General features: G+C 64.1%; 14 protein-coding genes and 1 pseudogene. 8 read left to right on the top strand and 7 right to left on the bottom strand.

Annotated features, from left to right (window positions below; translation table 11 throughout):
• Positions 1 to 27: 27 nt before the first annotated feature.
• Both LH20_RS24010 and LH20_RS22985 read left to right on the top strand, forming a co-directional pair.
• A pseudogene (locus tag LH20_RS24010) lies at positions 28 to 926 on the top strand (IS3 family transposase); the annotation flags it as partial.
• A 10-nt stretch (positions 927 to 936) separates the two neighbouring features.
• A complete protein-coding gene (locus LH20_RS22985) occupies positions 937 to 1,038 on the top strand; it encodes an AlpA family phage regulatory protein (RefSeq protein WP_083455421.1) in 102 nt (33 codons plus the stop codon).
• Positions 1,039 to 1,142: 104 nt separating this feature from the next.
• On the opposite strand, the gene LH20_RS13990 is transcribed toward LH20_RS22985, so the two are convergent.
• Positions 1,143 to 1,529 (bottom strand): winged helix-turn-helix transcriptional regulator, encoded by a 387-nt coding sequence (locus LH20_RS13990; protein ID WP_053554741.1) that lies wholly within the window; start codon positions 1,527 to 1,529, stop codon positions 1,143 to 1,145.
• A gap of 128 nt (positions 1,530 to 1,657) precedes the next feature.
• Here LH20_RS13990 and LH20_RS13985 point away from each other — a divergent pair, with 128 nt between their 5' ends.
• Entirely contained in the window at positions 1,658 to 2,209 is a 552-nt protein-coding gene (locus LH20_RS13985) for an FMN-dependent NADH-azoreductase (protein WP_053554740.1), read from the top strand.
• A gap of 74 nt (positions 2,210 to 2,283) precedes the next feature.
• Here the strand turns inward: LH20_RS13985 and LH20_RS13980 are convergent, their stop codons facing one another.
• Complete coding sequence (locus LH20_RS13980; RefSeq protein ID WP_053554739.1) at positions 2,284 to 3,309, bottom strand: GlxA family transcriptional regulator; 1,026 nt, start codon at positions 3,307 to 3,309, stop codon at positions 2,284 to 2,286.
• 95 nt (positions 3,310 to 3,404) lie between these two features.
• Between LH20_RS13980 and LH20_RS13975 the strand changes: the two genes are divergently transcribed.
• A complete protein-coding gene (locus LH20_RS13975; protein ID WP_053554738.1) occupies positions 3,405 to 4,214 on the top strand; it encodes an alpha/beta fold hydrolase in 810 nt (269 codons plus the stop codon).
• Positions 4,215 to 4,300: 86 nt separating this feature from the next.
• Positions 4,301 to 5,449 carry a DMT family transporter gene (locus LH20_RS13970; protein WP_053554737.1) on the top strand — a complete coding sequence of 383 codons (1,149 nt, stop codon included), beginning with the start codon at positions 4,301 to 4,303 and terminating at the stop codon, positions 5,447 to 5,449.
• Here LH20_RS13970 and LH20_RS13965 read toward each other — a convergent pair.
• Entirely contained in the window at positions 5,394 to 6,302 is a 909-nt protein-coding gene (locus LH20_RS13965; RefSeq protein ID WP_053554736.1) for a LysR family transcriptional regulator, read from the bottom strand. The genes LH20_RS13970 and LH20_RS13965 overlap by 56 nt on opposite strands.
• Positions 6,303 to 6,420: 118 nt before the next feature.
• Here LH20_RS13965 and LH20_RS13960 point away from each other — a divergent pair, with 118 nt between their 5' ends.
• From LH20_RS13960 to LH20_RS13950, 3 genes are all read left to right on the top strand, one after another.
• Positions 6,421 to 6,750: a nuclear transport factor 2 family protein gene (locus tag LH20_RS13960; protein ID WP_053554735.1), complete on the top strand. Its 330-nt coding sequence runs from the start codon at positions 6,421 to 6,423 to the stop codon at positions 6,748 to 6,750.
• The gene (locus tag LH20_RS13955) at positions 6,747 to 7,526 is read left to right on the top strand and encodes an SDR family oxidoreductase (protein WP_053554734.1); all 780 of its coding nucleotides are present in this window, start codon (positions 6,747 to 6,749) and stop codon (positions 7,524 to 7,526) included. The genes LH20_RS13960 and LH20_RS13955 overlap by 4 nt, the downstream gene beginning before the upstream one ends.
• 95 nt (positions 7,527 to 7,621) lie before the next feature.
• Complete coding sequence (locus LH20_RS13950; RefSeq protein ID WP_144423581.1) at positions 7,622 to 8,608, top strand: hypothetical protein; 987 nt, start codon at positions 7,622 to 7,624, stop codon at positions 8,606 to 8,608.
• 81 nt (positions 8,609 to 8,689) lie between these two features.
• Here LH20_RS13950 and LH20_RS13945 read toward each other — a convergent pair whose 3' ends face one another.
• The 4 genes from LH20_RS13945 to LH20_RS13930 all read right to left on the bottom strand — a co-directional run bounded on the left by LH20_RS13945 (position 8,690) and on the right by LH20_RS13930 (position 13,684).
• On the bottom strand, positions 8,690 to 10,306 hold the full coding sequence (locus tag LH20_RS13945; RefSeq protein WP_053554732.1) for a GMC family oxidoreductase: 1,617 nt from the start codon (positions 10,304 to 10,306) through the stop codon (positions 8,690 to 8,692).
• 177 nt (positions 10,307 to 10,483) lie between these two features.
• Positions 10,484 to 11,314 (bottom strand): alpha/beta fold hydrolase, encoded by an 831-nt coding sequence (locus tag LH20_RS13940; protein ID WP_053554731.1) that lies wholly within the window; start codon positions 11,312 to 11,314, stop codon positions 10,484 to 10,486.
• A gap of 266 nt (positions 11,315 to 11,580) precedes the next feature.
• Positions 11,581 to 12,384, bottom strand: a complete 804-nt coding sequence (locus LH20_RS13935; protein ID WP_053554730.1) for an aldehyde dehydrogenase family protein — start codon at positions 12,382 to 12,384, stop codon at positions 11,581 to 11,583.
• Positions 12,374 to 13,684 carry a type II toxin-antitoxin system HipA family toxin gene (locus LH20_RS13930; protein ID WP_053554729.1) on the bottom strand — a complete coding sequence of 437 codons (1,311 nt, stop codon included), beginning with the start codon at positions 13,682 to 13,684 and terminating at the stop codon, positions 12,374 to 12,376. The genes LH20_RS13935 and LH20_RS13930 overlap by 11 nt, the downstream gene beginning before the upstream one ends.
• Between the last annotated feature and the right edge of the window lie 2 nt (positions 13,685 to 13,686).

Genomic DNA, 13,686 nt, shown 5'->3' with positions numbered 1-13,686 from the left:
CCTCACACTTATGTAAGAGTGAGGCCTATGACCGACAGTAATCCCAGGAGCTATGTGCATGCGGAGGTTCTCGGAGGGGTTCAGCGCCGTAGGCGGTGGACCCCGGAAGAGAAGCTCCGCATGGTCGAAGAGACCTTTCTGCCCGGCAACAGCGTGTCGCGTGTGGCGCGCATGCACGGGGTGGCGCCGAACCAGCTGTTTGGCTGGCGCCGGCAGGCGGCAAGCGGCGCCCTGACCGCTACCCGTGCCGGCGGCCAGGTGGTTCCGGCCAGCGAGTATCGTGCACTCGAGAACCAGGTTCGCGAGCTGCAGCGCATGCTCGGCAAGAAGACGATGGAGAACGAAATCCTGCGTGAGGCGATCTCGCGGGTGGCAGCTCCCAAAAAAACGCCGTTGCGCACGCTCTCGTTGCCGGAGGGCGACCTGTGAGCGCGGTGGCAAATGCATTGGGCGTGTCTCGGCAGCATCTCTCGTCAGCCAGACGCAAGGCCGCTGCCCGAAGCCGCGGCAGACCTCCGCTTCCCGAGGAAGAGCTCGTCGCGCGTATTCAGGCCCTGATCGCCGAGCTGCCGACCTATGGCTACCGCCGGATCCACGCGCTCCTGCGGCGGCAGGCGCGCAATGGCGGGCCATCTGCGCCCAATGCCAAGCGGGTCTACCGGGTGATGAAGGTGCATGGCCTGCTGCTCCAGCGCCATAGCGGCAAGGCGGACGAGCGTCGCCACGATGGGCGCGTCGCCGTCGATACTCGCAACACCCGCTGGTGCTCCGACGGCTTCGAAATCGGCTGCGACAACGGCGAGAAGGTGCGGGTCGCCTTCTCTCTGGACTGCTGCGATCGCGAGGCGATGGGCTTTGTTGCCACCACTGCCGGCATATCTGCCGAGGATGTGCGCGACCTCATGACCGCCACCGTCGAGCACCGCCTATCGCTGGATGGCCGAGGGCAAGTTTCCCAAACCGGTGCAGCTTGGCGGCTACGCCGTTGCGTGGCCTGAGAATGAAGTCGAGAATTGGATCGCGGACAGACTTGAATGAGAGGAATAGGATCGGCAGATGACGTTCCGCCTCTGGGGTCAGTGCCTTGTACGCCGTCACAATAGTTCGGTACCAACCTCACGCTTGATTGTACGATCCTGGGATCAGGCAAAGCTCGCAGGATTGGGCTCGTCGCGCGCTGCGTCGAACCGGGCCTGCGCGGCGCTGATGGCGTCGACATTGTCCAATGCCCACTGCGACAGGGCATTGATAGGGACCGTTAGCGCGTGGCCGAGTTCGGTCAGCTCGTAGTCGACACGGGGCGGAACGGTGGGAGTGACCGTACGATTTACGAGGCCGTCTCTCTCGAGATTACGCAAGGTCAGCGTCAGCATGCGCTGTGAGACGCTCGGGATTTCCCGCCGCAGTTCGCTGAAGCGGCGGCTCCCATGGGCCAGCGTGTGGACGACCAGCACGCTCCATTTGTCGCCCACGCGCTGGAGGAGGCCGCTAATGGTGCGGCAGGCGGGCTTGTTGGGGTCGTGCGCCATGGCCGGTTACCTTTCTGTTCCCTCGGTACCAATTTGTGCCTCAAACACAAAAATGTGCGTTCTTGTGGGGCTCAAACATCTGGTTACTTAATGTTCCTAGGTATCAAATCCATACCAAGGAGCCAATAATGACCATCTTGCATATCGATAGCAGCATCACCGGTGAGGACAGCGTCAGCCGTCAGATCAGCCGGGCCATTATCGACAAGTTGACCGCGAGCAACGCAGGGGCAGAGGTAATCCGGCGTGATCTTGTGGCGCAGCCGCTCCCCCACTTGACGCTGGCCGAACTAGCCGACACCGCCGTGCTCGACGAGTTCCTCGCCGCCGACACGGTCGTGATCGGTGCGCCAATGTACAACTTCTCGATCCCGACCCAGCTTAAGGCGTGGATCGACCGCATCCTCATAGCTGGCAAAACATTTCGCTACGAGGCAACAGGACCGGAAGGCCTGGTAGGCGAAAAGCGGGTAATAGTCGCGCTCGCGCGCGGCGGATTCTACGGTGCCGATACGCCTGCCGCTCCCATGGAGCATCTCGAGACCTACTTGCGCACTGCCTTCAATTTCATCGGAATCGAGCCGGAGGTCGTTGCCGCGGATGGTGTAAACATCGGCCCGGATCAGAAGGAAGCGGCGCTGGCGCAAGCGCGCGACGAGGCTATGTTGCTCGCTGCCTGAACGCCTTCGCCTCTATCAGGCTCGCCTCGGCCGACGAGCTGGCATCCGCCTGATCATGGTCGGGCGGATGCCGCTCAGGCCTCAACCTGCGCCTCTTTCCGGGCTTGGAGCGCAACGCCGAAGCGCCGTCGATATTCGGCCGGGGGCAGCCCCGTGATCCGGTTAAACAGTTTGCGGAATGCGGACGGGTCGCCATAGCCGATTTCCCAGGCGATCTGTTCGACCGGTCTGCGGGTAAGCTCAAGCGCCTCGCGCGCCCGCGCGATGCGGATCTGTTGCACATATTCGGTGGGACGAAACCCTGTCGCGGCCTTGAAACGACGCAGGAAGGTACGCTCTTCCAGCCCGGCGCGATCGGCAAGTGTCTTTACCGACCATTCCGTCGTCGCGTTTGCCTGAAGCCAATGCTGTACTGAGCGGATCGCCGCGTCGCCATGATCAAGCTTCGGGATGAAGCTGATATAGGGTCGCTGCGCTTGCCGCGGCGGATCGATCAACAGGAAGCGTGCGGTTTGCAACATCGAACTGGCACCCAGTAGCCGCTGGACCAGTGTCAGGCCGAGATCTGTCCAGGCGAGAATTCCACCTGCGGTGATGATATCGCCATCGTCGACAATGATGCGGTCAGCATCGACCTTCGCATCCGGAAAGCGAGAACTCAGGGCTTCTGCGAAGGCCCAGTGCGTGGTGACCTCCCGTCCTTCGAACAGCCCGGTTTCGGCAAGCACGAACGCCCCGGCACAGACCGAGCATAAAATCGCGCCCTGTTCGTGATGGCGCGTCATCCAGACGGCCAGCGCCCGCATCGAAGGCAGGTCGTTCGGCATGACCAGACTGGGCGGAGTGATGATGTAGGTGACGCGGTGCGGCTCGCCGGGGTGGCTGTCAAAGGTGCAGGCCACCCCTTCGTCTGTCTCCTGCCAGTGGGTGACGCGGATAACTGGCGCGTCGCGCTCGCCTGCCATCTGCGCCGCGGTGACGGCAAGGCGAAACAGGTCAGTCAGCCCGTAGATCGCTGAGAGTTGGCATTCGGGATAGATGGTCAGCGCGATCTCCGCGACTATCCGGCTCGATTCTTCCGTGTCAGTCTTGCCCCGCATTCTGTCGCTTTCCCCAAGCGTGCCGGAGCCGCCACCCCGGTAGCTTCCTTGTCATCTCCCGGCACTTTCGCCGGACCGACGAGAAGGAGACTATCATGACACGTAAGATTCGTAACCTAGCGCTCGGCGCGGCGGCCGCGCTCGCCATGACAGGCGTGGCCGATGCCCAGTCGGCCGGCACCCCCGAAGACACGACCAGCGTCGTCCTGGTCCATGGCGCCTTTGCCGACGGGTCGGGTTGGCGCGGCGTTTACGACCGGCTGATCGACAGGGGCTATCGCGTCGCAATCGTGCAGAACCCGCTGACCTCGCTCGAGGACGACGTGGATGCCACCAACCGGGTGATCGATCGCCAGCCGGGGCGCGTCATCCTGGTCGGGCACAGCTGGGGCGGCACGGTGATCACCGAGGCCGGGAACCACCCAAAGGTGGCGGGCCTCGTCTACGTCTCTGCGCTCGCTCCCGATACGGGCGAGACGACCGCCCAGCAATATGAAGGCTTCCCCGCTGCCACCGATTTCGTAATCGACACGCAAGGCGATGGTTTCGGCTTCGTGAACCCGGATAGGTTCAAGGCCGCCTTCGCCGCCGATGCGAGCGACAGCGACGCCGCATTCCTGCGCGATTCGCAGGTGCCGATCAACATGTCGGTCTTCGCCACGCCGATCGGCCAGGCCGCCTGGCGGAACAAGCCCAGCTGGGCCGTGATCGCCCGCGAGGACAAGGCGTTCGGCGAGGGCATGCTGCTGCACATGGCACGGCGCATGAACGCCGACATCACCGAAGTGCCCGGCAGCCATGCGCTCTTCATGACCCAGGCGCAGGCGGTGTCCGATGTGATCGACCGCGCGGCACGTGAAAGTCGCGAGCGAGCCGGCGAGTCCAGCGCCGTCGGTGCGAACTGAGCAGACGGGGCGGGCGCGGTCGACCCGCTGAGCTCGGCGCGCCCGCACGTCGGCTAGACCATCACTGCGTGCAAGGACCAAAAGCGATGCTCCTGTCGCCAGCAACCAACCAACTCCCGCCCTGCTCATGTCGGCCGCGCCTGACCGACGGCCGAAGGGGATCCATATGGGGCGGAATCGCCGCGCTAATCTGGGGCGGCTTCTTCGCCTATGCGCGCCTCGGAATCGATGCAGGCTTGAACGCGGCCGACTTCGCCTTCCTGCGCTACGGCACAGCCGGTGCACTGATGCTGCCGTGGCTGTTGCGCAGGGACGTGAGATCGCTGGGCGGCGTCGGCTGGTTCCGGGGTGCCGTGCTTGCGCTGCTCGCCGGCCCCCTATTCGTTCTGGTGAGCGCCGCCGGCCTTGCCTTTGCGCCCCTGGCACATGGCCCGGTGATCCAGCTCGGCACCGTGACGCTGATGGGCACCGTCCTCGCCGCTGCCTTTCTTGATGATCGGGTCGACATCGCGCGCGCCATCGGACTTGCGGTGATCGTCGCCGGCCTTGCGATAACCGTGGGCCCCGGGCTGTTCGATGGCGGCTCACACGCCTGGAAGGGAGACCTGCTTTTCATCGTGGCGGGCCTGATGTGGGCGCTATTCACCCTGCTGCAGCATCGCTGGTCGGCGGACCCCATGGCAACCACTGCCGCGGTGTCGGTCATCTCGCTTGCGGTCTATGCCCCCGGTTACCTTTTCATTCGTGGTCCGCAGGCGCTGATTGCCGCAGGTCCGCTGATGGTGATCGAGTTCGCCGTCGTGCTCGGCCTGTTCTCGGGCATCGTTTCGCTATTCGCCTTCGGCCGTGCGGTGAGCTGTCTCGGCGCAGCCCGCGCTTCGCTCTTTCCCGCTCTTGCGCCGGGGGTCGCCATCGTTCTGAGCGTGCCGCTGACAGGCGAGATCCCCACGCTGATGCAGGTTACCGGCCTGGCGGTCCTGACTGCCGGACTGATCCTGTCGGTCAGGAAGCGCGGCGTCCGCTTCGTTCCGACGGCGGAACCTGTTTCGTGTGAAGCGGGTGATCCCGAGGCAAGCGCCGACGAAGGCCAGGGCGCCGGGCACGTGCCGGGGCATCGGTACCCGCGTCCCCTCGACCCGATTGGCTGCACAAAGGCCGAAGCTGGGAACCCTGGAGGAGTCAGTGCTGGCGCAACGAGCGAGCGAGTTCGCGAGCGAGGTCGACGAAAACCTTGAACGCTGCAGGCGGATTTCGCCGGCTCGGGTAATAGAGGCAGAGGGGTGAAAGCGGCGGCGTCCATTCGTCCAGCACTCGGACAAGCCGACCCGCTTCGATGTCATCGCGCACATCGGATTCCATGAAGAAACCTATGCCCAAGGAGCCGAGAACGGCGGCGCGGGCGAGGCTGGCCTCGTCGAGCGTTACAGGACCGTCCACATCGACCTGCACCGGCTGCCCTTCGGCCTCGAACTGCCAACGGAACAAGGCTCCGTTTGGCAACCGCGTGCGAATACAGGGATGCGCAAGGAGGTCGGACGGCACGCGAGGCCGATCACGATTTTCGAAATACGAGGGGGAGCCAACCACGGCATATCGCCTTGGCGGACCTAGGGGAATCGCGATCATGTCCGTCGGCAGAAGATTCTCGCTTCGCACCCCGAAATCGAACCCCTCGGCCACGATGTCGACGAGGTTGCCTTCGGTCACGAGGTCGATGTGGACCTGGGGGTAGCGCCGCAGGAACTTGATCACCAGGGGCGCGAGTATTTCGCGTCCTGCCGTTGCGAAGGTGTTGATGCGCAGCGTGCCGGACGGCGTCTCCTGCTGCGAGCGCACGGTATCGAGCGCCTGATGGATATCCTTCAGCGCGGGCGTCACCTGATCGACAAATCTTTGCCCCGCAGCGGTCAGCGAAACACTGCGCGTCGTGCGATTGAAGAGGCGTACCCCGAGCTGCCCCTCCAGCTTGGCAATCGCATTGCTGAGTGCGCTCGTCGACATTCCAAGATCGAGCGCGGCCGCGCGGAAAGTGCCTCTGCGGCTGATCGCGAGAACCGCATCGAAATCGGTGAGGCTATAATTGCGCATTGTCCCGAAAACCGAAATTCTTCGTCCCGCTTTATCCCGGTTATGGGAATGCTGTCAAAGCGACTAAATCTGCATCGGACGGAAGCCGCGAAAGGCGGGACCGAATTGGAGACAGATCATGACCATCGAACTACCTGGCGCGATTGCAGCCTATTTTTCCGCCGACAAGAAGGGCGATGCGAAGTCGATTTCGGAATGCTTTACGCCGGACGCGGTCGTCATCGACGAAGGTAACACCTATACCGGTCGGGATACGATCCGGCAGTGGATGGCGAATGCGTCCACGCAGTATACCTATACCGCCGAGCCCTTTGCCCTTTCGGAAGAAGACAGGCGAATTGTGGTTGCCAGCCACCTTGTCGGCAACTTCCCCGGTAGCCCGGTGGACCTGCGATATTTCTTCGTCCTTCAGGATGAGAAGATCGCCGAGCTGGAGATCGTCCCATGACCCCGTTTGTCAGCCTGGAAGGGAAGCGAGCACTTGTGACCGCTGGCACGCGGGGTGCGGGGGCTGCCACGGTTGCCCTGTTCGAGGAACTGGGCGCTCGCGTTCTGACCAGTGCCCGAAGCAAGCCCGAGGCGCTGCCCGATGAGCAGTTCTTCGCCGCTGATCTCACGCAGGCGGAAGGCTGCACCGCGCTGGCCGCTGCCGTGCGCGAGCGGCTCGGCGGGGTGGACATTATCGTTCACATGCTGGGCGGATCGTCGGCGCCGGGCGGCGGCTACGAAGCCTTATCCGATCAGGAATGGCAGAAGGAACTGGATCTCAACCTCATGCCGGCGATCCGTCTCGATCGCGAGCTTGTTCCCGAAATGCAGGCGCGCGGGTCTGGCGTCGTGATCCACGTCACCTCGATCCAGCGAGAACTGCCGCTGCCAGAGGCGACCACCGCCTACGCCGCTGCAAAGGCAGCGTTATCCACCTACAGCAAGAGCCTCTCGAAGCAGGTCTCTCCCAACGGAGTGCGCGTCGTGCGGGTCTCCCCCGGCTGGATCGAAAGCGAATCCTCGGTCGACCTGGCCAGGCGGCTGGCGGCAGAGCATGGGGTGGACGTCGAACAAGGGAAGCAGATGATCATGGACTCGCTGGGCGGAATACCGATCGGCAGGCCGTCAAAACCCGCAGAGGTGGCGAGCCTGATCGCCTTCCTCGCGTCGGACCGCGCCGGTACGATTACCGGTACCGAATACGTCATTGACGGCGGCACGGTGCCCACGGCCTGAGGCGGAGGGGGTATCGCGTTGCGCTAACCCCGGTCATGCAACAACCGGACGGACGAAGGAAGGGCGAAGAATACGATGAAACAGGGAGGTTCGGCTTGAGGAACGGCCTTGGCGCAATGGCGGCCCTGTCACTGGCGATTCAGGCCGGACCCACCCCGGTTCTGGCCCAGGCCACGCCGGGCGGATCGCAGTCGCTTGCCTGCCTCGAACCCGGTGCGAGTGATCTCGTACCGCTGGATTCTCGCATCGGCAGACCCGACCCGGCGATCATCGACATATTCTCCGGCGCAGGGGCGAGCGCCATTTCGGTGCACAAGCTTACCCCTGAGGAACTCGCCGCGGTAAACCGCGCGCTTGCCCGATTGCCGCGCCTGCATCGTGACGTTCTGCAGCGGCACCTCAGGCGACTGAGCTTCCTCGATCTTCAGCCCGGTTCCGGAAGTGCGCTCACCAGCAGGGTCGGGCTCGACGAGACGAGCTTGCAATTCGACATCACCTTGCGGACCAGCCTGCTGGACGAAAGCCTGACCGCATTCCTGAACACTAAGGAAGCCCGATTGTTCGAAGATGACGGGTCAGGCTTCGGCGTCGCGTTCGATGCCGGGGAGGGCGACGCGCTTACCTATATCCTGCTGCACGAAGCGTCGCATGTCGTCGACCAGGTGCTTGGCCTGACGGACAATGCAGCCGGACCTTTCCGTGCCGGTATCTGGGACGATCTTCGCACCCTGTCCGAGCCGCATGCTTCCAGCCTTGCCGCAAGGACGCCATTTCGAAGGGAGTCGGCTGTTCCCCTGCGCTATTCCCCTGCCTTCTACGAATCGCTTCGCAAGAGTCCGTTCGTCTCCTTCTATGCCAGTGCCGCAGCGCCCGAAGATCTGGCGGAGCTTTTCGCCTGGCAGCAGCTGGCATGGCGCTTTGACCAGTCGCTGACACTCACCATCCGCGACCGCGAGGGGACAACCCTCTATCGCTACGATCCGCTGGAATCTGCTGAAGTGCAATCGCGCTTCGTGGAGGTGCAGGCGCTGCTGGACCGCTATGAAAATATTTGTGGTTCAAAGGCGAGCGTTGCAGAGTGATCTGCCCGGCTCGAGGACTGGCGAACCAGCGCCTTTCCTCTCCGGTGGCGGAGTAAGCCACCGGAGAGGAGCCTGACGTCTTCAGATGCCGTGGGCGTCTCGAATGAATAGAGCCGCCCGTTCTCCCACGATTGCGCAAGGAGCCTGGGTGTTGCCTGTCGAAACTCTCGGCAGGATGGATCCGTCGGCCACCCGCAGTCCCTCGACGCCACGCACCTTGAGCGTCGCATCCACCACCGCCATGTCGTCGCGCCCCATCCGTGCGGTGCCGCTCTGGTGCCAGTAGGTCACCGCGGAATCGCGGATGAAGCGATAGTCGATCGGGTTGCCCTCGCCGGGGATGGCCTCCCGCCTGACGAATGGCCTGAAGGCTGCGGCGGCACCCAGTTCCCGCGTGAGCGCGACGCAGGCCCGTGCGGCTTCGACGTCCGCCGGATCGGACAACATGTTGGCGTCCACGATCGGAGCGGCATGAGGATCGGAGGAGGCAAGGCGCACTTCGCCCCGGCTTTGCGGGCGAGCCAGTCCGCCGAACATCGTCCAGCCGTGCTCCGGCACGCCGAGAGCGGCGGTGCGTTCGCTCGGCACCGGGAACTCGACCTGGCAGAACAGCAGGTCCGGCGCTTCCAGGTCCGGCCGCGTCTTCCAGTAAAGCGTGGCCTCGCTCCCGCTGTTACGAGGAGCCAGCGGACGATGATATTCCCAGGTGCAGCAGAAGGCGACGTGATCCTGGAGGTTCTGTCCGACACCGGGAACGTGCTCGACCAGCGAGATGCCAAGGCGAGCGAGTTCTGCGCGATCGCCCAGTCCTGAAAGCATGAGCAACTTGGGCGTGTTGATGGCGCCGGTGGAAACGATCACCTCGTTCCCGGCCGAAATCGCCAGGATGCCGCCGTTTCGTTCGATCTCCACTCCGACTGCCCGGCGACCGTTGAACAGGACGCGTCGGACGAGCGTATCGGTCAGGATCGTCAGGTTCGGCCGGTCCGCCAATGGCCGCAGATAGGCGCGGTACAGCGAATGACGGCGTCCATTGCGCACCAGCATGTCGGTATAGGCTGCGCCGCCTTCGCCTTCCATCATGCGGCCATTGGGGCTGTCGAAGCGGGGGATGCCAAGTTCCTGCGCAGCGTCCAGCATCGCGCCAGCAAGCGGGCTTGGGTCGGCGGCAGGCTGGACCCAGACAGGGCCATTGGTGCCGCGATATTGCGGGTCCGGCGCACCCTGCCAGTTCTCGATGCGGCGATAGATATCGCGCACCGCCGTGGAGCCCCAGCCCGGATCGCCCGATGCGGCGGCGTAATGGTCCCAGTCGCTGCGATGCCCCTGCGCCCAGACCATCACATTGACGCTGGAGCCGCCGCCGAGGCCTTTGCCCATCGACATCGACAGCGAGCGTCCATCCAGATGGGGATTGGCTTCGGCCTGGAAGCCCCAGTCGCGTTCGCTGCCGAGATTGGTCGGCCATTGGGCCGGGTCGAGCACGCTCTCGGCCTCGTCGCTTCCGCCTGCCTCGAGAAGAAGCACCCTGCAGTCCGGATTTTCGGCGAGGCGGCGGGCGATTACCGATCCGGAGGATCCGGCGCCGCAGACGATGAAGTCATAAGCTTGTTGAAGATTGGCGGTCAGGCGCGCCTGGTTCTCGCGTGCGCGGCGCTCGAAGTCAGCGGCTTCGCCGATATTGTCGTGGTCTCTCATCGGGGTTCCTTGGTGTTGAACACTGCTCCGCAAGCGCGGCGGGCAGCGGGCCGCCGGCGTTTCCCGGAGATCGGAATGGTTCTTGACGGCTTGGCCGGTGTTCCCGGTCTTCGCCGCTGGGCTGGCAACCGGCGCCTGGCTCGACGCTAGCGCCGGTTGCCGGTTCGCTTCGTTCGCTCAGCTGCGGAAGAAGGCAAGGAGATCGGGATTGATGATCTCGGGGTGCGTCTGCGCCATGCCGTGGGGCAAGCCCTCATATGCCTTCAACGATCCGTTCCTGAGCAGTTCGACCGCCTTCGGACCATGATTGGCGAATGGGACGATCTGATCGTCGGTGCCGTGCATGACCAGGACAGGCACGTCGATCGCCTTCAGGTCCTCGGTGAAATCGGTTTCCGAAAACGCCGTGATGCAGTCGTACTGCGCCTTGGCGCCGCCGGCGAGGCCCTGGCGGGACCAGTTGTCGATCAAGCCCTGGCTCACCTTCGCATTGTCGCGATTGAAGCCGAAGAACGGTCCGCTGGCGATCTCGCGATAGAACTCCGCGCGGTTGGCGATGAGCTGGGAACGGAAACCGTCGAACACCTCGATCGGCACGCCGTCGGGATGCGCGTCCGACTTCACCATGACCGGCGGCACGGCGCCGACCAGCACGGCTTTGGCTACCCGGCCCGGCTCGGCGCGGGCGACATAGCGGGCAACCTCCCCGCCGCCGGTCGAATGGCCGACATGGATCGCGTCCTTGAGGTCGAGCGCGGACGCCAGTTCCGCGACATCGGCGGCATAGGTGTCCATCTCGTTGCCGGTGTCGGTCTGGCTGGAGCGACCGTGGCCGCGCCGGTCATGGGCGATGACCCGGTAGCCCTGGCCCAGGAAGTAGAGCATCTGGCTGTCCCAGTCGTCACTTGAGAGCGGCCAGCCGTGGTGAAAGACGATTGGCCGCGCGTCCTTGCTGCCCCAGTCCTTGTAGAAGATTTCGGTGCCGTCCTTGGTAATGATCGTCGCCATGATGGGTCTCCTTGGTTCAGGCGGCAGGAGCGCCGCTGCTAAAGGTTGTTTAGTCGCCTCTCGGCAGCGGCACGCTTGGCGGAAGTGACACAATCAGGGTTGAAACTGACAGGTCTGGGCCTGGGAGGATGGGAGGGAGTGCTACCGTCGCTCTCGGGCGAGGCACGTCCAGGCTCTGATCCGGCAGTTCGCAATTCGACCGGAGCGGGCGCAGGGTGCAGGTTGAAAGCGAGCGAGCGGTTCCTGCTCTCGCTCGGGTCGATGGATTATGCGGCCTGCCTTGTGGACGCCACCACCACCAGCTTCTGATTGACCAGCTCCTTGATGCCGTTCTCGGCGAGCTCGCGGCCGTAGCCGGACCGCTTCACCCCGCCGAACGGAAGTTCCGGGCCGCCGCCAGTCATCGCGTTGATCCAGACCATGCCCGCCTCTATCCGCGATGCGAGCGACTTGGCCCGGGAGATGTCGGCCGAGAAGATGGAGCCGCCCAGGCCGTAGGGTGAGTCGTTCGCCAGCCGGATCAGTTCTTCGTCGTCGCGCACGATATGGATTTGCGCGACAGGCCCGAAGAACTCCTCGAAATAGGCAGGGTTGTCCCGCGCGACGTCAGACAGGATCGTCGGCTGGAAGTAAGCGCCGCCGCCCTGGACCGGGTTGCCGCCATGGAGGACACGCGCGCCCGCCGCGACCGCATTGCGGACCTGCTCGGCGAGTGAATCGCGCGCGGCCAGCGAGGAAAGAGGGCCGAGATCGACGGTTTCATCCATGGGATCACCCACGCGCATCGCCCGAAACCTCTGCACGAGTTTCTCGATGAAGCTCTCCGCCACCTTCTCGTGGACGAGAAAGCGTTTGGCGGCCGTGCAGACCTGTCCGGCGACCGCCAGGCGGCCAGCTGCGCCCATATCGGCTGCGCGATCGAGATCGGCATCGTCCAGGACGGCGAAGATGTCCGAACCACCCAGTTCGAGCACCGACTTCTTGAGATTGCGGCCCGCCTCGGCGGCGACAATGCTAACCGATATCGCAGGGCCTGACCAGGACGCGAGTGGCCAGATCTTATTGATCATATGCTGAGCCTCCCAACGAAGGTGCCTCATCCACGCCTCCGCTTACTTCTGGCACACCTTCCTGCCCGGCGTGCGCCTTTACTTCGGTTGCCCGCTCTTCGATCTCCTTTGCGAAGACCTTCAGCATCGACGAACCTGCTGGCATGGCTGCCACCTCTTCGACCGCTGCGTGTAGCTCTCGCAGCAACCGTGCCGTCACCTGTTCTACCCGCTGCACCGTTCCTCGCGCTGCCAGCCCTGCGGCTTCGGCCATGCGCCACCAGTGGCGGCCGTAGATGTGGCGGCCGCGGCGTTGGCCGCCGATGGCCTGGGCGTGATTCTGGGTGATGTTCGTCCAAGCGAGGCCGGACATCAGGTCATAGAGCGGGGCAAGCTGCGGCGCGCCCGGGCCGAGCAGGATCGAGTAGTTCTTGGCATGCGAATCGACGTTGCCGATCGCAATATTGAAGATCATTGCGTCCAGTAGTCGGGTGATGTCGCGCGCGGTCATATGCTGGCGGACCAGGGCGAACATGTCTGCGATCGAAGGGCCGCGCGTGCCGGTGCCGTTGAACTCGTACTTCGCGGCAGGCGGCCGGCCGAGGGCCTGGCAGAAATCCTCCTGATGCAGACGGCGAACATTGCTGCCGATGCCTGCCCGATCATAGCGCTCGACAAGCAGGTAGCTGCGTTGCCCTGCTATGCCTGCCGTCACCGGCGCGACATTGAGCCCGATCCGGCGGGCGAGAACCATGCAGAGCGCTTCATTTTGGACGCTGCCGGGCAGTCGTGGATTGTCGGGCTTGAGGATGTGCGTCGACGGCGCGCCGTTGATCGGCACCGCAAGCTGGCCTTCTATGACGGTCACCGGCAGCTTTTCCTGTGCGCCGGCAAGACTCATCGAGACGCCGTCTTCGCCCACCAGGAATGGCCGCGCGGGCAGTTCCTCGACGATACGTTCAAGTGCACCGTCATCCGGGATCGGACGATAGCCGGGCTCGCCGCGCGGTTGCTGCGGCGCGATACTGAGCGCGCCTGCCAGATCATTGCCGGTCTGCGCGATCAGGCCGAGTGCGTCCCCCGGTGCCGCGCCGAGCGCCCGCGTCATCGCGCGCAGCGGTTCGCCTTCCGGTAGAAGGTTCATCAGCCAGGGAAGAACCTGTTCACCCTCATAGGGCTCTGGCCGGATCGGCATCGCCAGCGAGACCGGGAAGCTGTCAGCGGATGAACCCCAGGCATCCGCATAGGCAAGGCGGGTGGCCTGCGCGTCGGCGCTGATCGTAGCGACCAAGCGGTCTTCGTAGTGAACCGGAAGATCCACCG

It is taken from the genome of Sphingopyxis sp. 113P3, from assembly GCF_001278035.1.
Classification (GTDB): domain Bacteria; phylum Pseudomonadota; class Alphaproteobacteria; order Sphingomonadales; family Sphingomonadaceae; genus Sphingopyxis.
This window is presented reverse-complemented; position numbering and strand designations above follow the sequence as displayed.